We start from the raw sequence: 20,775 nt of genomic DNA on the forward strand, positions 1-20,775 counted from the left end.
ATGACTGATCACAGTCATGGGGCATTTTTATATTGGCTCAGGTTAATACTTTCGAATTAATAAACGCGATAAACATCAACTCCAACAAGACTAGCGTCGCGCTTTACCGCGGTTTTGGTGAATTTTTAGCTTTGCTTTCATCTTACGTTTTTCTGATGAACGACTCTTACTACGCCCCCCTCGTTCTGGTGCCACGTCTTTTTCAAGGCTTGGTTCAAAGCCCTCTAACCACTCTTGAGGCAAGCGTGTATCAAGTAATCGCTCAATGTCACCCAGGAGATAAGCTTCATCCTGACTCATCAAAGATATCGCTAAACCGCTGTTGCCTGCACGGCCAGTTCGTCCAATACGGTGAACGTAGTCTTCTGCTTTGAATGGCAGGTCATAATTCACAACTTGTTCTAACTGCTGAATATCGATACCACGAGCTGCTACGTCTGTCGCAATAAGCGCTCGTACTTTACCCGATTTAAAATCGTCTAATGCTTTTTGGCGCGCGCCTTGGCTCTTATCACCATTGATAGATGCCGCTTTAATGCCATCTAGCTTAAGTTCTTTAACTAGAGCATCAGTGCCCTGCTTAGTTTTCGTGAACACCAACACTTGTTGCCAGTTCTTCGATCCGATTAAGTAAGCCAACAGTTCACTCTTACGCGATTTATCTACAGGGTAAACCATTTGGGTAACTGTCTCTGCTGTACTGTTTTTTGGCGTGACTTGAATTTCACTTGGCGACTGCATCATACGATGTGCAATCGCTTTGATTTTGTTATCAAACGTTGCTGAGAAGAACAAGGTTTGACGAACTTCGTTCATGCGAGAAAGAATGCGCTTAATGTCCGGCATAAAGCCCATGTCTAACATGCGATCCGCTTCATCCAGTACCAATACTTCGGTATGGCTTAGCATGATGTTCTTGGTAAACATATGGTCAATAAGACGACCAGGCGTCGCTACAAGAATATCAGCGCCGCCGCGCAGGTTATCAGTTTGAACCTTCATGCTAACGCCTCCATAAGCCACAACGACTTTAATATCGGTACCTTTTGCGTACTCGGTTACGTTATCAAACACCTGTTGTGCTAATTCACGCGTTGGCACTAACACAAGCGCACGCACTAACTTTGGATTTGGAATAATGTTGTCTTTGGTCTCGATTAATCTTTGAATAATCGGCAAACCAAATGCCGCTGTTTTGCCTGTACCCGTTTGAGCACCAGCTAATACATCTTTGCCTTCTAATACCAATGGAATCGCTTGTTCTTGAACACTGGTAGGAGCCGTAAAATTAAGCTCTGCTAACGTAGCAAGAAGGTGCTCAGATAATCCAAGTTGGTTAAAAGATTTGGTAGATTCAGACATAGTATGATGCTCAACGATTAAATAGGCGCGGATTGTAGCAAACCTGCATTACGCTGTTTACCTTTCCTTTTGATTTTTCTTCAATTGAAGCGTACTAAACTGGTTAGCTTGCTCTAAAACCAATGGATAAAGCTCATTAAAGTGACACTGCAACGTATCATAGTGGTACTCAAGGTCAGCATAACAGTTTTTGAGCATGCCTAGTTTGGGCCTTCTTATAGCCATTCGTTGCAGTACCATATCGATTGAAGACATGTCTTGATAACTTTCTAACCATCGTTGTTCCGCCATTTTCTGATGGATAGTAATAAAACTCTCAGGCCAATGTGGTTCTTGATGTGCGAAAATTTGTTGGTGGGAATCCAGGCAAAAACGTTCCAGTGTCTGTTGTGAGAATTGCTCCCAATGATTGGCTAAGCAATGATCCCAAAATACATCGAGAGCAATAGGAGCAAAGCGTCGTGTTTGAACTGAAAAGAGTGATTTGGCTGAGCGCGACACATCATGGAGGTCGGTGTAACTGTCCACGAATCGATGAAGTCTGATGCCATTTGCAAGCGAAGTTGAATAATGCTTATTCGGATCGCCTTTAACAAAATCACCTAACAGATTTCCTGCCAAGTTACTCTTGCAATGTTGCGCGATGTGAAGATGTGCGAGAAAGTTCATTGAACCTCATTAAAGTATCGAGAACTAAGTAATATGGTAAACGTACTCGTTTATCTTCGCGAACTTTAATGAGGATAGTTTTGATTGACGTGTGAGCAAATGAGGTTTGCTCAGTTTAAGAGTTGTCTAATTTGGGAAACATTGAGCTATGGAAGTATTGAGCTTTAGTATACCCAAAACTTAATAAAACTTTAGTTTGAAGAGTTAAAAAGTTCTTCTGCTAATTGTTTAACCGTCTGCTCATAGTCAGATAAATCAATACCAATTTCCATGGCATCTAACAACTCAAGACTTTCGTCATTAAAAGATTGGTCACTCATAGTGCCCCCTCTATTCCTTGGTGTGGACATAATGTCCTGTTAACTAGTGCACCATCTTGGACTTATATTATGTCACTTTGATGAACGCACTCTACTTTACCCATTCCATATTTATAGCTTAAAGCTACTCGCGGTCATCAGCGCCTTTTTACGCTAAAGGGGTATACGCGAACGACATATGTACTGCCACCTTACACTAAGTACAACCATTTACTCTAACAATTTTGAACCAGATCATAGTCAAACGTTTGCTTAGGCCATCAAGTTTTTGAAAATACGCCTCAGTGTAAACCAAGATTTACACTGGATGTTTTTAATTACACAAAGCATTGCATTTGGAATTAAACTCAATCAGAATACTTGAAAATCGAGATATTCTTTGGGTTTATGCACTTAAGCTAGAAGAATTACAATGAAAATACACTCTAACGTAAAGAATTATATACAATGAATAAATCAAAGGTTTTTGGTAGTACTTTGATCATTGCTGGTACCACAATTGGTGCTGGCATGCTCGCTCTTCCCCTTGCTTCTGCAGGTATCGGCTTTTCCACTTCACTTTTCTTGATGTTGGGTTTGTGGGCATTAATGGCATTTACGGCTCTATTAATGGTAGAGCTTCATCAATTCGCAGAATCTGACGCAACCCTACACACTTTAGCTCACACAATTTTAGGGACAAAAGGAAAGTGGATTGCGAGCTTCGCGGTGATGTTTCTGTTTTACGCTTTATGTGCGGCATACATCGCGGGCGGTGGTGCCCAGTTTAACCAACGTATTTCGGATATCGCGGGTATCGAGCTCAACTCTCAAATCACCACTCTTCTATTCACACTGTTAGTTGCAGGCGTTGTAACTATTGGTACACACAGTGTCGACAAAGTTAACCGCGTTTTATTTGGGTTAAAGCTAATCGCAATGGTTTTAGTTCTAAGTTTCTTAGCACCAAACATTACCTCTCAGTACCTAATGAGTATGCCATTGCAGCAAGGTCTTATTGTTGCAGCAATTCCTGTCGTATTTACTTCTTTCGGTTTCCACGGCAGCATTCCATCGATCGTTCGCTATTTAGATGGCGATGTTCGCTCTTTACGTAAAGTAATGATTATTGGCTCAGCACTACCTTTAGTTATCTACGTTTTCTGGCAGAGTGTGACTTTAGGTGTGATTAGCCAAGAACAACTATTGTCAGATACAAGCTTGGGCGCGCTTTTAGTATCTCTATCGCAAACCGTTCACCAATCCAACCTGAGCGTGATCGTCGGTGTATTCGCGGACCTTGCACTACTGACTTCTTTTATTGGCGTAAGTTTAGGGTTATTTGAATTCATGGGTGATTCTCTTAGCAATAAGCTTGGCAACGGCAAACGTGCAAAAACAGCGGTTATCACCTTCTTACCACCACTTGGTTTTGCTCTGTTTTACCCTCAAGGATTCATCACAGCATTGGGCTACGCAGCTATTGCGCTTTCTGTGCTGGCAATCCTTTTACCTACCGTCATGGTTTACAAGATTCGTTACACTGACTTCTCTGTTCAATCGCAAGGGACAGGAACGACTTACCAAGTATTAGGTGGAAGCAAAGCACTGTTTTTAGCTGGCACTATTGGTATATTTATCATTGCTATCCAAATCTTGATTTCAGTAGGGTTATTACCGTCACTTGGCTAATAAAGGGATCTGAGATTGAATAAGTTGATCGATATCTCATAATTGATATCTCCATATCATTAATTTTCACAGTTACCTGGATTAGATCACATTTTTATTAGGGTCGGTTATTTAGAGTCCACGGTAAAGGATTTACCGTGGAGTTTTTATGAAAGAAGTACAGTTTCGAACGATAGACAAGTTGTTTATCAAAATGTCTATTAACGATAAGTTTTGGGTCATTTTCTTAATATTTTTGGCCGCAGTGGTAAGCTTATCTGGTTTAAACTACGTCAGTAAAATGGACCAAATTGACGCTAGTGCAAAACAGCAGGTTGAGTATCAACTTAAAGGTATTTTGTCTGCATCAGAATCACCTGCCTCTATCGACTCAGTTCGCCAACAATCACGCCCTCAAGAAACCAATGTACTCAACAATGGTTCTGTTACGGCAACCGCGTTAGCGAAAGATGGTAACTACTACTCACTGACTGTTTCCGATATCAATACACAAAATCAAAAGCAACAAGCACTATACACCTTCTTACTCAGTCTCTTATGGTGTGTCCCTTTTGGTATTTTCTGCTATTGGGTAGCGACCTTCTTAGGCGGCGCGCTTTGGGTACTTTATTCAACCACTCAAAAGATTGGTGACGGTGACTTAACCTCACGACTTGGTTTCCACCCAGGCCGTGATGAGTTTGGTACGATTGGTTGTGCACTCGACCGCTCAATGGACACACTTAGCGAGCTCGTAGACAATGTAAACCACAGCGCTGCGACACTAAGCGAAACGTCTGCATCTTTTGAAACAGAGATGAAACGCAGTGAAACTCAAATTATGAGCCAAAACGCGTCACTGGATTCCGTTGCAACAGCAATGGACCAAATGACCGCTTCAGCCAATGAAGTTTCTAATATTTCAGCTCGTTCAACAGAACAAACAGAACAAGACGCACAACAAATTAACGATAGCCACGCTAAGGTTCAGCAAGCCATCTCAGAGATCACCACCCTTTCTTCTTTGATTGAGCAAACTTCTTCTTCTGTTACTAGCCTCAACGTAAACACTAGTCAAATTAATGAAGTCATCACGACGATCAACGCTATTTCAGAGCAAACTAACTTACTTGCATTAAATGCTGCGATTGAAGCGGCTCGTGCGGGTGAACAAGGTCGTGGTTTTGCTGTTGTTGCTGATGAAGTAAGAACCCTGGCAAGTAGAACTCAGTCTGCTACAGTTGAGATCCAAACAATGATTGAGCGTCTTCAACAAGAAAGCCAAAATATTGCAAAGATTACCGAACAAACCGTTGACCAAGCACAAACCAGTAGTCATCTAATTTCGGATATTGGCCATGACGTTCACTCTATCGCTGACTCAGCGCAAGCGTTAATGGACATGAGTATTCAAATAGCGACCTCGGCCGATGAACAAAGTAATGTTGCGAACACGATTGCTGCAGAGCTTAATGATATTCGCAGCCAATCTGATGTAATTAAAGACGTCGCACAGAATTCTTCAAATGGTGTATCTAAGCTGACAGAAGCATCGGTTTCTCTGTCTCAGACACTAGCGAGATACCGCACTTAACGACGAGATATACGAGACAAGCAGCGTGAAGCAACTTGTTCCAAAACCAGTTAACCCAAAAGGACTCGTAAGAGTCCTTTTTTATTGGGGTTTTGTGTATCTAATTAACCATTGATAACTAAGCTTAGCGTCGCAAGATACTAAGTACTGGGGATATAGCGGGTAAAGGAAACAGAAAATAAACAAGAAAAATTGGTCCAGAATGCTTCAAAGAGACATCGTTAGACTGCTAAGCAACCCATTACTCAGAAAACTCACAGAGTAAAAACAATGCAACATGGCCACCTGTATGCCCGTTAACTATCAGATTATCATTACCATGAAGTTAGTCGCAAAGGAGAGATTATAAGCAGTCAAAACTGTCTAATAATCGAGCTTAGGAGTAATCTAATAGTACGGGTCTTATTTTCGCTTACCCTCTTGCTGCAGGTGACACATAATGAATAAAACAGAAGCACCGAACACCGAAAACATCACGTGCCCTTTATGCCAACACGACGAATATCTGCTTTCAGAAAGTGGAGAGAAGTTTACTTGCGCATCTTGCGGTTTTCATACCAAACAATTTAGTAAAGTCATTAGTCTTGAGCTCGGCTCTACCCCACCAAAGCTCCCGAACTCGGTATACCCCCACTTGAACAGTGCTTGCCATTAATCCAAACCGAAATTTCTTCCAAACTGTATATATCCTGAGCCGCTAGTTCTGTAGAGCCGGCTTCTGGATATACGCTTAATTCTTCAATACTTGGGCGCAGTCGGAACGATTGAATACCAGCACGCACACCAGCCTCAATCCCCTTCAAAGTGTCATCCACATAAATACATTCATTGGGTAAAAAGCCCATATTCATAGCTGTATACATAATAAGGTCAGGTTCTGGCTTCCAGCTATTGGCGTCAAAAGCCGAAAACACTTTGCCTTTGAAGTCGTCAAGCATACCTGTCATCGCTAATGAAGATTCAACTCGAGATTTAGGTGCATTGGAAGCAATACAAAATTCGATATCTTGTCGCTTAAGGAATTCAATAAGCTCTATAGCACCATCCATTGGCTTTAAATGGCGCTGGAACAATGCTTCTAGTTCTGTTCGATATAACGGCTCAAGCGTATCGATCGAGATAGAAAGCCCTAAACGTTCCTGTGTATCCATCAATATATCGGCTAACTTCCCGCCTTGAAAGTGAGCATAACAATCATTGACGTTTAAACTAGCTCCAAAATCAGCAAACACATTCACTAAAGCTTGGCAGCAAAGCTTCTCACTATCAATCAGCGTTCCATCACAATCAAAAATCACACATTTAGTCTGTTCTAGCCGCATAGGTATTTCACTCACATCAAATCCAAGCTTTATCCTATAGGGTTATCTTAATGCTAGAGATGACTTAGGTAACAGTTTACCGATGCGCACTTATTTATCTTCGCAAAATATGCAGCTGATCACTTAATAGCTAAAGTTAAGCAACAGGTTTCACCAAATTAAATCAACTTTATTAGAACCAAATGCTGCCATGTTTACAAAAGCAAATGAATATCAGTTCAAAATATAAAGGGACTTGGCTAATGTTCTGAAGAAAAAGGCCAACTGGAGAGTGTTATAAAGGTTAAAGAGAGCATCTGCTTAAGCTAATGATGGCGACAATCGCCTACACAGTACTTAACTCACTCTTTGCAGACACTGTTTGCTGTAGGTCAGTTGCATCTTTTGGAGCGACAGTAGCTTGTAAATTGATCACGTGACGTGAATCCTCGGTATCAGGATAAGTATCTCTTATCGCGACGAACTCAGCTAAGTGATTCAATAAGATCTTGGTCAGCTTCGGGTCGAATTGATAACCACACTCTCGCTCAAACAAGTCCACAACCATCTCTAATGGCCATGGCTCTTTGTAGCAACGAGTACTAAGTAGTGCATCAAATACATCAGCCACTGCAGTAATGCGAGCAAACAGATGAATTTCCTCACCAACCTTACCACTAGGATAACCCGCTCCGTCCCAACGCTCATGGTGCTCGTTAGCAATGATCGCAGCAAGGTTAGTAATGTCACCAGCACCGCTTTTCAATAAGTTGTAGCCAGCTGTAGTATGTAATTTCATCACCTCCCACTCTTGTGGCGTTAACTTGCCAGGCTTATCCAAGATCGATTCCGGTACCGAAATTTTTCCGACATCATGCATCGGGCTGATTATCTCAATCATCTCGACCTCACGATGACTTAAGCCGTGATGCTTGGCGAGTAATGCTGATAATTTAGCGACACGTTTAACGTGATTCCCTGTCTCACCAGAGCGGGTTTCAATGGCCTCACCCAATACATGAATCATGTCCTTTTGAACATTTAGTGTCTGCTTCTGAAGGGCTAGGATTCGTTTGTTCTTCTTCGCTAACTCTTTCTTCTGACGTAAAGTAATGAACTGCATTACGATAATCAGACTCAACCCTGCAATCACCATGATCAAACCCAACAGTATTTGGAAATTCTTACGTATGAAAGAAGCTGGTTCATTGATGACTACCGATTGTTCAGGAAGTGCACTCTTGTTAATACCAAACTTATTCATTGCAGGGTAATTAAAGACAAAACGTATATTATCACCCGGAATTAAAGGGGCAGAAAATCCGAGCGGCACGTATTTATCCAAAGCATTGACCGCCTCTTCCCCCATACTTTGTGAATGATTTACATAGCCACCGAATACATCACCTAAGATGTTAAATTGCCAAAGCGCAAATACAGGTGCCGCGCTCGAAGTTGACAGGATCTCCGCTACCTCTTTGTAAGAGTGGTAAATTGCTTTATGTAGCTCTGTGTTGTAGTGACTGAGTAACACAGCGTCATCAACAGAAATTGTCTTTAAGTATTGGCTCGCTTGTTCAAGCGTTTGACTTCCAATTTCAATCAAGTTGATATGCGGAAATTCAGCCATTACTTTATGCACTTCTTTTCGTATCAACTCAGACATGACACTGTAATCATTTACAAAATATAAGTTCTTAAGGTTTGGTCTTAATTGCGCAATAAGCGCAATATTAATATCAATATGGTCATTCTCATACAGCACGGTCGCCTTGTCGGTGACCGCGTACATATCAGTACTAATATCATTGATACCAGCAGCAACAACAGGTGTCGAACGATCAATCACTGAGCTTAACGACTTAAGAAAATTTGCTGCGTTATCGTCAGTGACAATGACGCCATCAAACTTATACTCCGAATATTTAGTTTCGAAGTATGCTGCCAAAGCGTCGTAATACTCAGGGCTATGGATACGCTTGGTATCTAAGTATTCTACAGAGAGCTTTATTTCAGCTTTTGAGTGTTTGAACGCGTTTTCGATTCCTTTTTGGAAATCCGCGGTCCATTGGTAGGAAGGTTCGTAGGAGTGCAGAACTAGAATTTGTTTAATATCCCAGTCTTTAGCATGTGTAACAGGAGAAAAAGCGCTAACACACAATACAGCGATTGATATCAATAGCTTGTACATACAAAACCCTTTTTAAAAGATGGGGTATTGTACTCAGATTAACGCTTTCTCAAAGAATCTTTAGTTCTCAACCCATACTTGATCGCCAGAAGCATGATCTTGTGCCCAAAAATCATGTAACTGTTTAGCAAAGCCGTTGATATCTTGATCATTCTTATTAACAACATCCGATATCAACAGACAACTTGCACCTTGAGTCACAATCGCACTCGCCACAACATCGCCTTTTGTTGTCCCTACATAAAGCTCATGTTCGTCCGACAGCATTATCTGGCTTAAGAATTCCAACATGTGCGCTCTTTCGGTTTCATTTTGATAGGCACTGGCTTGGTTAAGAGAGAAAAGTACGGTCAGTTTATGGAAGTCGACTTTGTGCAATTCATCAATTTGAGTAGGAGTTTGGTCTTGCGGGAGGAGTTGGTAAGTCTTTTGAGAAAGTTGGTTTTTATAGATGTCTCGACCGAGGAGGCTCTCTTTTGCAGGATATGCAATATCGAGTTGACTAAATAGCCATTTATTTTTCTGGTGTGCAATTTCAGGTATTTCGTTATTCATTCTTTTAGTACCCACGGTTAGTATCCCCAAATATCACAGTTATTTGGAAGACATATGGTCGACTGAGGTGCCGAACTACAAGCAGAAAGGATACAGAGCATGATCAAAGCCAACAAGTACTTTAAATGCTTCATCTTTTTCATTATCCAACAACATCCTTTAAGAACTTAACGAAAAGCTCTACACTCGTATTCAAGCTTTCAATATCCTTATAGTAAACAGAACTATATAAATAAAAAGGACTTCTTATGAAAAAAGCCTTAATAACAGCAGGTATCATCGCAATGTTAACTGGCTGTTCGGACAACGAGGTTGGCGACGTCTCACTGGGTTTCTTCACAATGAAAGATATCAAGATGTCTTCTTTAGATGACGATAAGATCGCAGGTGTGACTTGCCATATCGCATCAATAGAGGCAAACCTCAGCCTTTCTGATCCAAGTGATAGCTCTATTTCTTGTCGTCAAACAGGTGAAATCACACCAGAAATGATTGCTCAAATTGACAAAAGCAAGTCAGGCGAAGTGGTATTTAAGAAATCAAAGAGTATTTTCTTCAAGACAATGAAGGTTCGCCGTATTTACGATGCAGAGAATCAATCACTGCTCTACTTGTCTTACACTACAAAGGAAACAGAAGGTAGCTTCAAACACAGCCTTTCAACTGTTCCGCTATGGGGTACAAAGGCTTACGTTGATCCCGCAACGTTAGTACCAACAGAATAGCGACAAGCGAATAGTCTTACGTAAATAGTCAAGCGAATCACCTGTACAGACATTGTACAGGTGATTCAAAATGTAATAAAAATGAAAGAAACAGAAATAAAATGTGATATCATGCGGCAAAATTTTTTCACTGTATTTTTCATATGAAGTTTCCTGGACAGCGTAAATCTAAGCACTACTTTCCAACTCACGCACGTGATCCGTTGGTCAACCAAATTCAACAAACACCCAAGCTACACCGCGCAACAATTGTCGGTGTTGGTCAAACGATTGTTGATATCGAAGCCCGTGTTGATAACGCGTTCTTAGAAAAATACGAGCTGAGTAAAGGTCACTCGCTAGTATTGGAAGAAAGTAAAGCAGATGCGCTATATGAAGAGTTAGTTGAGCGTGGTTTGATCACACATCAATACCCTGGCGATACTATTGGTAATACACTGCACAATTATTCCGTACTCGCAGACAGCAAATCTGTTCTGCTTGGCGTCATGTCTAAGAAAATTGAAGTTGGCTCATTTGGTTATCGTTACCTATGCCGCACTTCTTCTCGTATGAACTTAAACCACCTACAAACTGTTGATGGTCCTATTGGTCGTTGTTATACGCTCATTACCGAAGATGGCGAACGTACATTCGCGATCAACGAAGGACACATGAATCAACTGCTTCCTGAAAGCATTCCTGAGCAGGTTTTCGAAAAGGCCTCAGCGTTAGTCGTCTCTTCATACTTAATGCGCGGTAAGCCAGAAGATCCAATGCCAAAAGCCGTGCAAAAAGCAATTGAATACGCGAAATCGCACAATGTGCCTGTTGTACTCACGCTTGGTACTAAATACGTGATCGAAGGAAATGCTGAATGGTGGCAAGAATACCTAAAAGAAAACGTTACTATCGTTGCGATGAACGAAGATGAGGGTGAAGCTCTAACTGGCGAGAAAGATCCTCTACTTGCGGCTAATAAAGCACTTGAATGGGTAGACCTAGTGCTATGTACTGCTGGCCCAATCGGTCTTTACATGGCTGGCTACACAGACGAGTTAGCGAAGCGTGAAACGACTCTGCCATTGTTACCAGGTAACATCCCAGAGTTCAATAAGTATGAATTCAGCCGTGCAATGCGTAAGCAAGACTGCCAAGACCCAGTGAAAGTATACTCTCACATCGGCCCTTACTTAGGTGGTCCACTAGAGATTAAAAACACCAACGGTGCTGGCGATGGCGCGCTTTCTGCTCTATTACACGATATGGCAGCGAACAGCTACCACCACGTGAACGTGCCGAACTCAGAAAAACATGAATACACGTGCCTAACGTACTCGTCATTGTCCCAAATTTGTAAGTACGCAAACCGTGTAAGCTACGAAGTGTTGACTCAGCACTCTCCTCGCCTTTCTCGCGCGCTACCAGAACGCGAAGATAGTTTAGAAGAAACATACTGGGATCGTTAATCAGGCTTTAGCTAATTAGATGATTAACTAATTAGCTTTATTAGCTGGTGAGACTTTCCAGAACTAAAAGGGCTGCTATATGCAGCCCTTTTTGTATCAAACGATAATGTAAGTACAACCGAAGGTAATCAAATCGAATATTTTGCTCGTTTAAGATTTGATCTCGCGCAATGACTCTTTAGATCTGTTATCTTCCAGCACATAATTCGTGTGGTTTGCCTTTACTTGGCAAATTTATACAGTACTATCGCCACGCAAACGTTTACGTACCACCTTTCTGTTCTGATATAAGGATCAAATATGCTATCTGATATTGATATTTGTCGCTCAACTCCCCTTAAAAACATCAGTGAGGTTGCCAAACACGCTGGCTTACAAAATAACGAACACCAGCCACTAGGGCAATATAAGTCAAAGGTGTCTCTAACGTCACTGGAGCGTCTCGCTAACCAACAAGATGGTAAGTTGGTTGTCGTAACAGCGATTACTCCGACGCCGCTCGGTGAAGGTAAAACCGTTACCACAATCGGACTAGCACAAGGGCTCGCTAAGATTAACCAATCGGCAATGGCCTGTATTCGTCAGCCTTCAATGGGCCCAGTATTCGGCGTTAAAGGCGGTGCTGCAGGCGGTGGATATTCTCAAGTAGCCCCAATGGAACAATTAAACCTGCATCTGACTGGCGATATTCATGCTGTAACAGCTGCTCACAACCTCGCATCTGCCGCGATTGACGCACGTTTGTATCACGAGCAACGTGAAGGTTTAGGAGCTTTTGAAGCGCGCTCTGGCTTAAAAGCCTTAGATATCGATCCCAACAGAATCGTGTGGCGTCGTGTGCTCGATCACAATGACCGCGCACTTCGTATGCTCACCGTTGGAAAAAATGAAGCCGGTAAAACGATTAATGGCTTTGAGCGTGAAGACGGATTTGATATCTCAGCAGCTTCAGAGTTAATGGCAATACTCGCATTGGCGAATAACCTTCAAGACTTGCGTAAACGTATCGGTCGAGTGGTACTTGCGTATAACCAGCACGGCTTACCGCTAACGGCAGATGACTTCAGCGTTGCAGGGGCGATGACCGTAACAATGAAAGATTCTATCGAGCCTACATTGATGCAAACCCTTGAAGGCGTTCCTACGTTAATTCACGCTGGGCCATTCGCAAACATTGCACATGGCAACTCATCCATCATTGCCGATAAAATAGCATTGAAGCTTAGTGACTTTGTTGTAACTGAAGGTGGGTTCGGCTCAGATATGGGCTTTGAAAAAGCGTGCAACATAAAAGTGAAGGCGTCGAACAAGAAACCTGACTGCGCAGTTGTCGTTGCAACATTACGCGGCTTAAAGGCGAACTCTGGATTATACGATTTAAGACCAGGGAATCCCTTACCAGATTCAATTTTTAGTGATGACCAAGACGCGCTGATAGCAGGCTTTGAAAACCTTAAATGGCATATCAACAACGTCAAGCAGTACGGCGCACCTATTGTCGTTGCAATCAACCGCTTCCCACAAGACTCAATTCAAGAGCTAAACGCTTTAAAACAGATGATCATCGATTTTGACCCAAGTGTTCGCGTTGAAATAAGCGAAGCATTTGGCAAAGGCGGTGAAGGTGCCACTCAACTAGCGCATGCCGTCGTAAAAGCTTGCCAAGATAACAATGAGTTCAAGCCGTTGTATCAATCTGAACAGAGTTTGGAAGAGAAACTGATGGCAGTTGCTGAAGTTGGCTACGGGGCATCAAGCATTACATTATCAGCTCTTGCGAAGCAACAGCTTGAAGAATTTAACAAACACGGCTTTAACGGCCTATCGGTTTGCTTGGCAAAAACGCCGTTGTCTATCTCGACAGAAGCACACATAAAAGGAGCGCCGGCTCATTTTGACGTTCCTGTTAGAGAATTAAAACTGTGTGCTGGTGCGGGCTTTATTTATGCTTTGTGTGGCAATGTGATGACCATGCCTGGGTTACCTGATAAACCTGCATTTATGTCGTTGGATATTGATGACAAAGGGGACATCATCGGGTTAAGTTAATCAATACAATATCTTAGTTCAATTGAGAAGCTCACCAACGATTTGCCTACTCGCCATCTAACGAATTAGCCTGTTACGAGTAGGCATCATTTAGCGTTGTTTATTATTACTTAATCAATCAATTATCAACCCCAATTGCAAAAAGTTGCACTAAAACCATAATAATATGCAAATCTTGTTTTAAGTTCTGGGTCAAGATCACATTAAAAACCCTATAAAATATATAGTATTGCGCTGATTCTTTAAGGACAGCGATGAATACGAGTATAAAAAAGCTAATCAGTCAATTTCTGTGCACCTTATTTGCGCTAGGATTAGTCCCTGCCCTCTATATTAACTCCGAGCTTGATAGGGTCGAGGCTCAGCACGCGTTAAATATTAAACAGTCTAGCCAAAATCAAATCGAATATAGCTTCAATGAGCTTGCTGTTATTGTCGATCAAATCTCAAACTCTGTTCCTGCCATTGCCGATTCACGGACGCTGCTACGCGCAATTGAAGAGCCTTCAACTATCAATAGAGAAACATTAGAAGATCTTTGGGTAATGCTGGCTCGTGGCCAACAATATTACTCTCAACTTCGCTATCTCGATCTAGAGGGTAATGAAGTTTTTCGTATAAATTACAACAATAAAAAAGCAAAGATAGTTCCAAATAACAAGTTACAAGACAAATCAGCTCGTGGTTACTTTAAAACACTTCAGCAGTTAAAAATTGGAGAAGTTAGCTCTAATGGGATTGATCTGGAGATTGAAAATGGTGAGATCGTCCACCCACTGATCCCAGCACTGCGAATAATGACGCCAGTTGCTTCAGGCAACCGTATTCTCGGATATTTTATTGCCAACCTAAACATGCTTGAAATATACGACCGCCTTCTGTATCAAATCGGCACATCGTATGCTGTTCCCGTCATACTCAACCAAACGGGACATGTCATCATGGGGCCCGATATTGAAGAATCATTTGGACACCTTATTGAATCTCGTGCTGATAAAACTTACGCCAAGCTTTATCCAGAACTTTGGCGAGCGATTCAAGATGATCGCTCTTCAAGCTATTTTGATGGCAAAAACTGGTATTTCCATTCAAACATTAGTCCAAAAATAAAACAGTTTGAAGGGCCTATTTATATGGTTCTTCATATAAAAAATCAGCAAGTAAACAGTCAATACCAACGAGAGCAACACTCAATCCTGGTTCAGACGATTACTTTAGTTGTATTAATATCAATGATTTCAATCGGTTTCGTGCTTTGGAATATAAACCATAAAAAAAATAGTATTGAAAGCCAATTAGCCAAGGCAGCAATGAACGGTATGTCTGCATTGGTTATCACCGACAGAAACAACCGAATCATCAAGGTGAACCAAGAGTTTACTCGTGTCAGTGGCTACGAACTGGAAGATGTAAAAGGCCGCCAACCATCAATGTTTGCTTCTGGACGCTATAATCAAGAGTTTTACATTAAAATGTGGAGCGTAATTCAGAAAAAAGGCATGTGGGAAGGTGAAGTAGTCAATCGTCGCAAAGACGGGTCCTTAATTACTGAAATACTTCGAATTCAGACCATTAAAGATTCTAAAGGTGTCATCCAATTTTATGTCGCGTCTTTTGTTGATATCAGTAAACACAAAGAACTTGAGAAAAGGCTGCGAAACCTGAGTGAAAAAGATGCACTAGCAGAGTGTTGGAATCGACGTAAATTCGATCTTGAACTTCGCGATGAATGTTCCCGTGTCAACCGTTACCCAACCCGAGAGCAATCTTGCTTGGCGATCTTAGATATTGATCACTTCAAACGTATAAATGACAGGTTTGGGCACGATTACGGTGACCGCGTCATTCAAACAGTCGCTCAGGTACTACAACGTGAGTGCCGTGAAACCGATGTTGTTGCGCGCATCGGCGGTGAAGAATTTGGCATCATTCTGCCGCATACCACAACCGAAGAAGCAGAATACGTACTCAACCGTTTAAGAATCGCTGTGTGCATCGAACTGGACAACGTCGTTACCATTAGTGGTGGAATTACCAACCTAACGAACGACCCTGCCCTCAATTACAAGTGTGCTGATCTTGCCCTATACGAAGCGAAAGCTGCGGGTCGAAACAACGTATGTTTATTCCTAGACAGTGAGATGAGTGAAATCGCCTAACAGAAAATCAAGGCCGTTCCTTTAGGTTGTTAACCAAAGCGCTTGCCCACCTATTAGTAATTCATTCAACTTGGCGCAGGATAAAACTCTAAGTTATTCCCTTCGACCACAAGAATACAGTCCATGTTCGCCGCGTGAGCTGCCTGCTTACCAAGATTTGTATCTTCAAACACAACACACTGTTCCGGCTTCAAACCCATTCCAAAACAAGCATCAAGGAATGTATCTGGGTTTGGCTTGTGATTTTTAACGTCCGTGGCGGTCACTAAAATATCAAGCTTGTTTAGAATATCGGTTTTCTCTAACAATTGCTCGGCACTTTTACGTTGGCTCCCCGTCCCTACAGCGATTTTCTTACTACCCAAGTGTTCTAACAACAAAGAATGCGTACAAGGAATAATATCGCCTTTGTCTTCAATAGCCGCAAATGAAGCCATCTTAAAAGTAGATACAGCCTGTGGGTCAAGCGATAAGCCATATTTACTGTTCACTTCACCTGCTATTTTATAGCTAGGCATCCCGCCTAAACTGTGCAGCCAAGATGCCTCAAAATGAAAGCCGAACTGCTCTGCCGTTTTTTGCCATGCTTGTACATGGGCAGGCATCGTATCGATCAGCGTACCGTCCATATCAAAGATTAGTCCTTCATATGCAGCCAAATCTATTTTCATCACTACTACCACTCTTTAAGAAAGTTACTGATACCATAACCAATATTCAGTATCATGACCCCATATTACCGTTCAAAATGGATGTTTATGTTACAAATCTCAAACTCTGTTTCAATTCAAGACTGGGAAATTCAGTTAACTGCGATCAGAGCACAAGGAGCTGGCGGTCAAAACGTCAATAAAGTATCCAGCGCGATACACTTGCGTTTTGACATTAACCACTCAACACTACCTGATTTCTATAAAGAAAAACTGTTAGCACATAAAGATAACCGCATCACCAAAGATGGCGTGATTATAATTAAAGCTCAACAGTATAGGACTCAAGAACAAAATCGAGATGATGCCCTATTGCGTTTGAAGGAGTTGATCTTGGAGGCGACTAAAGTGCAAAAAGTCAGAAGAGCAACTAAGCCGACGCGTGGATCTCAAAAGAGACGTTTGGAAAGTAAGAAGCAAAGAAGTACAACAAAACAACTCCGTGGAAGAGTAAGTTAGGCGATTCTAAGCCGTCTATAGAACACCACTCTACTGCAGCACAGCTCTGTTTATTCAAGTAAATCGAACCATCAACACAATCACTAATATTGAATATCTAAACATAGTAAATCAACGTTCCTTAAGAATAACTAAACCGACACTACTGCTGCTTTTTGACAGACAAAATCAGTTTGATTAACAACATTCTTTCTTCACTGCTTAACAAGCGACTCGCCGCGGCTACGTCTGCCTCTGTCGGTTGAGATGCCCCAACAACATCAAGAACGACATCCAAATCCGTTACTTTCAAGGTTCTCATAATCGAACGATATTGAGACATTTTGATATCCGCTTCACCGCGCTCGATACGTTGGTACGTTTTTAAACTCATTCCAGAACTGAAAGCTAATTTTTCTTGCGATAAATTGGCTTGTTTTCTACGTTCAATCAGCGCTATCACGATAGGTTCTTGAGACATTATCTATTCCTAAATGGACAGTTATGACCTAATTTCAGCAAGAAACAGACCATATTGACGAACAACAGTTTACATAAGCTATCAAAGGCATATTATTCGCCCTATAAAAAGCGTTATGTTTCATAAACCTTCACACATTAACCGTGATGAACGAGCAGTCTAAAAACTTGAATATTCGAGTATTGGGAAGTAGTTAAAATTGCAAATTGCGAATAAAAAAAATGTCGAATGGGAAATTGCGAGTCAATATGAATTGGCTTTTTCTTGTATCAAACAGGCTTTAAAATCAAAGTATGCGCTAAGTGAGATCAGAGCAATACAACATAGGCTTCTAACTTATAAAGAAGTATTACTTCACCAGAGTATGCTAGATGACAAGGAAATGAAGCAAGCTTTTGAAGCACTCAATTCAACAGAGAAACAGATAGTAAAGAGTGGTATCAAGACAATTAACGATACTGTTAAAGAGATCGATGAGATCATTGAGAAATACGGCAGGAAATCGACCCTAGAATTGAACTAACAGAGAAGGTTTGAGCTACCATCTGGGGATGGTGCATAGTCGACAGAAAAAGCGAACAACAGGTAAGTCGACGATATCCAGAGACATCATGTCGACTTACACATTACATTAAGTTCTGCGTGATAGAGTAGATCTCAAGCCTGCAAGCAACATCAGCATCCCGAGCAATCCAAATGAAACACTACCACCACTGCTACCAGAGCCAGTCGATGTATGTGCATTCACATAAGCTGTTCGCTTAGCATCAGTAGAAACGAACTTAGCGGTTTCAGTACCAGCAATAACACTGTCAATCCAAGCTTCATAGTCTTGGATTTCCGTAAATACAGACGTTACGGTTGAATTTCCACCACAAGTATCTGGTCCAAAGCTGGTAATACCAACTTGTCTATAATCAGCACCATCTTTCCAATACACTGGGCCGCCTGAATCGCCTTGACACGTACCACCGTACAAACCAGAAGTAGCCCTGTCACCAACAAAACAGATTTGATTATCAGTTAACGATGAACCGTCAGTAAAGGCTAAAGCACAAGTAGCGTTGTCTACGTAATTCAAGTCAGCCTTCTGCAACAAAGTTGTCCCGTCAAAGCCTGATCGTGTATCACCATGCCCAACAGCAACAAAGTCATTAACACCAACACGGTAACTCTCATCGGAAGGACGCTTAACCACATCGTTAACTGAATCAATATTAAGTGCGCTTTCTAACTTAAGAATAGCAACATCATTGCGTAATAGATCACTCAACGCATTTGAATAATCACTGCGATAGTAAACTTCTGAGACTCGCGCTTTTTGAATATTCCCATTAGGAAACTGAGAAGTATCTTCAATTTGAGGAACGACAACCGTAAATAACTGCCCTTCTTCATTGCCGTAAATACAGTGTGCTGCCGTCAGAATATGCGTTGGATCTAAAATTGTTGCTCCACAGTATGGGCCTGTAGAGTAAACACCGTCATAATCAATACGATCAATGAACAAGCTCGCCATCGAAGGGAAATCAGTTACTGATGCATTACTGCCATTCACAATATAAGGTGTTACACCTGCATCAGGAGTAATTTCGAACGCACTTTCCGTTGCCATTACACTGGATGTGTAAATCAATGGTACTAAAAGTCCTAAAACGGCCTTACGAACCGGGCTCATTGTATGGTTCACATTCATAGTTAACTCCTTGTAACCCCTACCACTTATACACAAAAATAATGAGTCGCCACCATAACACGCCATAACCATCAGTATAGTAAGTATTTATAACGAAATGGTCACACATCTCACTATTTAAGCTGATTTTCGAACCAAGCTGAGTGGATTAGATACGCTCCAAATAACAAAAAAGCCCATTGTCTTATTTCTCCATCCAGAGAAAACACAATAGGCTTTTTGTCAATGTGGAATAATTCTCTCAGAAGAGATTAGCCACGATAATAACGCTGAGGTACAAACGGCATTTTTTCTACTGTCATTGGTAGCTTCTTACCACGAACTTCAGCGAATACTTCAGTACCGATAACTGCTAGGTCAGTGCGAACGTAAGCCATAGAAACTGGCTTACCAGCGTTAGGACCCGCAGTACCACTTGTTACTACGCCAATCTTGTTGTCTTCAGCATCAAACAACTCAGCGCCTTCACGTACTGGCGCTTTAGTCTGACCAACAAGACCAACACGCTTACGTTGTACGTCTTTCGTTGCGATTTGCTCAAGGATGATATCAGCGCCAGGGAAACCGCCAGCACGTTCACCGTCAGTACGACGCACTTTTTGGATACCCCATAGAAGGCTAGCTTCTACTGGTGTTGTCGTTGTATCTAGATCGTGACCATATAGGCAAAGACCACACTCAAGACGAAGTGAATCACGAGCACCAAGGCCGATCCACTCAACTTCAGCTTCTGAAGTCAGCTTACGCGCTAACGCTTCTGCGTGATCGTTCGGTACAGAGATCTCGTAGCCATCTTCGCCCGTGTAACCACTACGGCTCACGATGCATTCAACGCCATCGATATCGACTTTTTGAACGTCCATAAAAAGCATATCTGCAACACTAGGTTGGAAACGAGCAAGAACTTCAGACGCTTTAGGGCCTTGAAGTGCTAATAAAGCGCGATCATCAATAACTTCAATTTCCACGTCAGCTGGAAGGTGCGCCGTTAGGTGGTCGATATCTTGTGTCTTGCATGCTGCGTTCACAACAACAAACAGGTGGTCACCTAGGTTTGCCACCATCAGGTCATCCATAATGCCGCCCTGCTCGTTAGTAAAGAACGCGTAGCGCTGCTTACCAGAAGGAAGGTCAATAATATCTACAGGAACCAAAGATTCTAAGACAGCAGCTGCGTTTTCACCATGAAGACGAAGTTGCCCCATGTGAGAAACATCAAAAAGACCGGCAGCATCACGAGTGTGTAAGTGCTCTTTCTTTACACCTAATGGATACTGAACTGGCATGTCATAGCCAGCGAAAGGAACCATTTTTGCGCCCTCTTCAACGTGAAGTGCATGCAGTGGTGTTTTTAGTAGGTCTTGATTTGCGTGTTCTTGAGTCATTTTATTCTCCATGAAGCGTTGCAGGCTTTCCTAAATCGAATC

Annotated in this window: 18 protein-coding genes; 8 read left to right on the top strand and 10 right to left on the bottom strand. The window is 41.9% G+C overall.

Annotated elements, in window-relative coordinates; all coding sequences use genetic code 11:
• Positions 1-90 precede the first annotated feature (90 nt).
• The 3 genes from SJY39_RS11015 to SJY39_RS11025 form a co-directional block, all read right to left on the bottom strand.
• Positions 91-1,362, bottom strand: a complete 1,272-nt coding sequence (locus tag SJY39_RS11015; RefSeq protein WP_010429504.1) for a DEAD/DEAH box helicase — start codon at positions 1,360-1,362, stop codon at positions 91-93.
• Positions 1,363-1,419: 57 nt separating this feature from the next.
• Positions 1,420-2,031 carry an ACP phosphodiesterase gene (locus tag SJY39_RS11020; protein WP_010429502.1) on the bottom strand — a complete coding sequence of 204 codons (612 nt, stop codon included), beginning with the start codon at positions 2,029-2,031 and terminating at the stop codon, positions 1,420-1,422.
• 191 nt (positions 2,032-2,222) lie between these two features.
• A complete protein-coding gene (locus tag SJY39_RS11025; RefSeq protein ID WP_010429500.1) occupies positions 2,223-2,351 on the bottom strand; it encodes a hypothetical protein in 129 nt (42 codons plus the stop codon).
• 447 nt (positions 2,352-2,798) lie between these two features.
• Here SJY39_RS11025 and SJY39_RS11030 point away from each other — a divergent pair, with 447 nt between their 5' ends.
• On the top strand, positions 2,799-4,022 hold the full coding sequence (locus tag SJY39_RS11030) for an aromatic amino acid transport family protein (RefSeq protein WP_016793676.1): 1,224 nt from the start codon (positions 2,799-2,801) through the stop codon (positions 4,020-4,022).
• Between the two features lie 148 nt (positions 4,023-4,170).
• A complete protein-coding gene (locus tag SJY39_RS11035; protein WP_010429493.1) occupies positions 4,171-5,595 on the top strand; it encodes a methyl-accepting chemotaxis protein in 1,425 nt (474 codons plus the stop codon).
• A gap of 596 nt (positions 5,596-6,191) precedes the next feature.
• On the opposite strand, the gene SJY39_RS11040 is transcribed toward SJY39_RS11035, so the two are convergent.
• From SJY39_RS11040 to SJY39_RS11050, 3 genes are all read right to left on the bottom strand, one after another.
• Positions 6,192-6,917 (bottom strand): HAD-IA family hydrolase, encoded by a 726-nt coding sequence (locus SJY39_RS11040; RefSeq protein WP_016768765.1) that lies wholly within the window; start codon positions 6,915-6,917, stop codon positions 6,192-6,194.
• Positions 6,918-7,242: 325 nt separating this feature from the next.
• Complete coding sequence (locus tag SJY39_RS11045; RefSeq protein WP_372275372.1) at positions 7,243-9,087, bottom strand: HD domain-containing phosphohydrolase; 1,845 nt, start codon at positions 9,085-9,087, stop codon at positions 7,243-7,245.
• A gap of 60 nt (positions 9,088-9,147) precedes the next feature.
• The gene (locus tag SJY39_RS11050; RefSeq protein ID WP_010429480.1) at positions 9,148-9,642 is read right to left on the bottom strand and encodes a hypothetical protein; all 495 of its coding nucleotides are present in this window, start codon (positions 9,640-9,642) and stop codon (positions 9,148-9,150) included.
• A 248-nt stretch (positions 9,643-9,890) separates the two neighbouring features.
• On the opposite strand from SJY39_RS11050, the gene SJY39_RS11055 reads away from it, so the two are divergent.
• The 4 genes from SJY39_RS11055 to SJY39_RS11070 all read left to right on the top strand — a co-directional run bounded on the left by SJY39_RS11055 (position 9,891) and on the right by SJY39_RS11070 (position 16,023).
• A complete protein-coding gene (locus tag SJY39_RS11055) occupies positions 9,891-10,367 on the top strand; it encodes a CreA family protein (RefSeq protein WP_010429477.1) in 477 nt (158 codons plus the stop codon).
• A gap of 143 nt (positions 10,368-10,510) precedes the next feature.
• Positions 10,511-11,815 (top strand): inosine/guanosine kinase, encoded by a 1,305-nt coding sequence (locus tag SJY39_RS11060; protein ID WP_010429474.1) that lies wholly within the window; start codon positions 10,511-10,513, stop codon positions 11,813-11,815.
• 300 nt (positions 11,816-12,115) lie between these two features.
• Positions 12,116-13,864, top strand: a complete 1,749-nt coding sequence (locus tag SJY39_RS11065) for a formate--tetrahydrofolate ligase (protein ID WP_010429472.1) — start codon at positions 12,116-12,118, stop codon at positions 13,862-13,864.
• A 254-nt stretch (positions 13,865-14,118) separates the two neighbouring features.
• Positions 14,119-16,023, top strand: coding sequence for a diguanylate cyclase (locus tag SJY39_RS11070; protein WP_010429468.1), 1,905 nt, complete (start codon positions 14,119-14,121; stop codon positions 16,021-16,023).
• 65 nt (positions 16,024-16,088) lie between these two features.
• Here SJY39_RS11070 and SJY39_RS11075 read toward each other — a convergent pair whose 3' ends face one another.
• Complete coding sequence (locus tag SJY39_RS11075) at positions 16,089-16,694, bottom strand: beta-phosphoglucomutase family hydrolase (protein ID WP_016793674.1); 606 nt, start codon at positions 16,692-16,694, stop codon at positions 16,089-16,091.
• A gap of 87 nt (positions 16,695-16,781) precedes the next feature.
• Between SJY39_RS11075 and arfB the strand changes: the two genes are divergently transcribed.
• Positions 16,782-17,192: an alternative ribosome rescue aminoacyl-tRNA hydrolase ArfB gene (gene arfB / locus SJY39_RS11080; RefSeq protein WP_016768716.1), complete on the top strand. Its 411-nt coding sequence runs from the start codon at positions 16,782-16,784 to the stop codon at positions 17,190-17,192.
• A 142-nt stretch (positions 17,193-17,334) separates the two neighbouring features.
• Here arfB and SJY39_RS11085 read toward each other — a convergent pair whose 3' ends face one another.
• Positions 17,335-17,652 (bottom strand): helix-turn-helix transcriptional regulator, encoded by a 318-nt coding sequence (locus tag SJY39_RS11085; protein ID WP_010429462.1) that lies wholly within the window; start codon positions 17,650-17,652, stop codon positions 17,335-17,337.
• Positions 17,653-17,851: 199 nt separating this feature from the next.
• On the opposite strand from SJY39_RS11085, the gene SJY39_RS11090 reads away from it, so the two are divergent.
• A complete protein-coding gene (locus tag SJY39_RS11090; RefSeq protein WP_016768715.1) occupies positions 17,852-18,175 on the top strand; it encodes a hypothetical protein in 324 nt (107 codons plus the stop codon).
• A gap of 108 nt (positions 18,176-18,283) precedes the next feature.
• Here the strand turns inward: SJY39_RS11090 and SJY39_RS11095 are convergent, their stop codons facing one another.
• Both SJY39_RS11095 and gcvT read right to left on the bottom strand, forming a co-directional pair.
• Complete coding sequence (locus SJY39_RS11095; RefSeq protein ID WP_016788233.1) at positions 18,284-19,348, bottom strand: trypsin-like serine protease; 1,065 nt, start codon at positions 19,346-19,348, stop codon at positions 18,284-18,286.
• Positions 19,349-19,599: 251 nt separating this feature from the next.
• A complete protein-coding gene (gcvT, locus tag SJY39_RS11100; RefSeq protein ID WP_010429454.1) occupies positions 19,600-20,733 on the bottom strand; it encodes a glycine cleavage system aminomethyltransferase GcvT in 1,134 nt (377 codons plus the stop codon).
• Between the last annotated feature and the right edge of the window lie 42 nt (positions 20,734-20,775).

The organism is Vibrio sp. R78045 (genome assembly GCF_042466085.1).
Lineage (GTDB): Bacteria > Pseudomonadota > Gammaproteobacteria > Enterobacterales > Vibrionaceae > Vibrio > Vibrio cyclitrophicus.

Bases quoted from the DNA above. Each gene is read 5' to 3' on its own strand.
- SJY39_RS11015 (WP_010429504.1), bottom strand. From the start codon at position 1,362: ATGTCTGAATCTACCAAATCTTTTAACCAACTTGGATTATCTGAGCAC.
- SJY39_RS11020 (WP_010429502.1), bottom strand. From the start codon at position 2,031: ATGAACTTTCTCGCACATCTTCACATCGCGCAACATTGCAAGAGTAAC.
- SJY39_RS11025 (WP_010429500.1), bottom strand. From the start codon at position 2,351: ATGAGTGACCAATCTTTTAATGACGAAAGTCTTGAGTTGTTAGATGCC.
- SJY39_RS11030 (WP_016793676.1), top strand. From the start codon at position 2,799: ATGAATAAATCAAAGGTTTTTGGTAGTACTTTGATCATTGCTGGTACC.
- SJY39_RS11035 (WP_010429493.1), top strand. From the start codon at position 4,171: ATGAAAGAAGTACAGTTTCGAACGATAGACAAGTTGTTTATCAAAATG.
- SJY39_RS11040 (WP_016768765.1), bottom strand. From the start codon at position 6,917: ATGCGGCTAGAACAGACTAAATGTGTGATTTTTGATTGTGATGGAACG.
- SJY39_RS11045 (WP_372275372.1), bottom strand. From the start codon at position 9,087: ATGTACAAGCTATTGATATCAATCGCTGTATTGTGTGTTAGCGCTTTT.
- SJY39_RS11050 (WP_010429480.1), bottom strand. From the start codon at position 9,642: ATGAATAACGAAATACCTGAAATTGCACACCAGAAAAATAAATGGCTA.
- SJY39_RS11055 (WP_010429477.1), top strand. From the start codon at position 9,891: ATGAAAAAAGCCTTAATAACAGCAGGTATCATCGCAATGTTAACTGGC.
- SJY39_RS11060 (WP_010429474.1), top strand. From the start codon at position 10,511: ATGAAGTTTCCTGGACAGCGTAAATCTAAGCACTACTTTCCAACTCAC.
- SJY39_RS11065 (WP_010429472.1), top strand. From the start codon at position 12,116: ATGCTATCTGATATTGATATTTGTCGCTCAACTCCCCTTAAAAACATC.
- SJY39_RS11070 (WP_010429468.1), top strand. From the start codon at position 14,119: ATGAATACGAGTATAAAAAAGCTAATCAGTCAATTTCTGTGCACCTTA.
- SJY39_RS11075 (WP_016793674.1), bottom strand. From the start codon at position 16,694: ATGAAAATAGATTTGGCTGCATATGAAGGACTAATCTTTGATATGGAC.
- arfB (WP_016768716.1), top strand. From the start codon at position 16,782: ATGTTACAAATCTCAAACTCTGTTTCAATTCAAGACTGGGAAATTCAG.
- SJY39_RS11085 (WP_010429462.1), bottom strand. From the start codon at position 17,652: ATGTCTCAAGAACCTATCGTGATAGCGCTGATTGAACGTAGAAAACAA.
- SJY39_RS11095 (WP_016788233.1), bottom strand. From the start codon at position 19,348: ATGAATGTGAACCATACAATGAGCCCGGTTCGTAAGGCCGTTTTAGGA.
- gcvT (WP_010429454.1), bottom strand. From the start codon at position 20,733: ATGACTCAAGAACACGCAAATCAAGACCTACTAAAAACACCACTGCAT.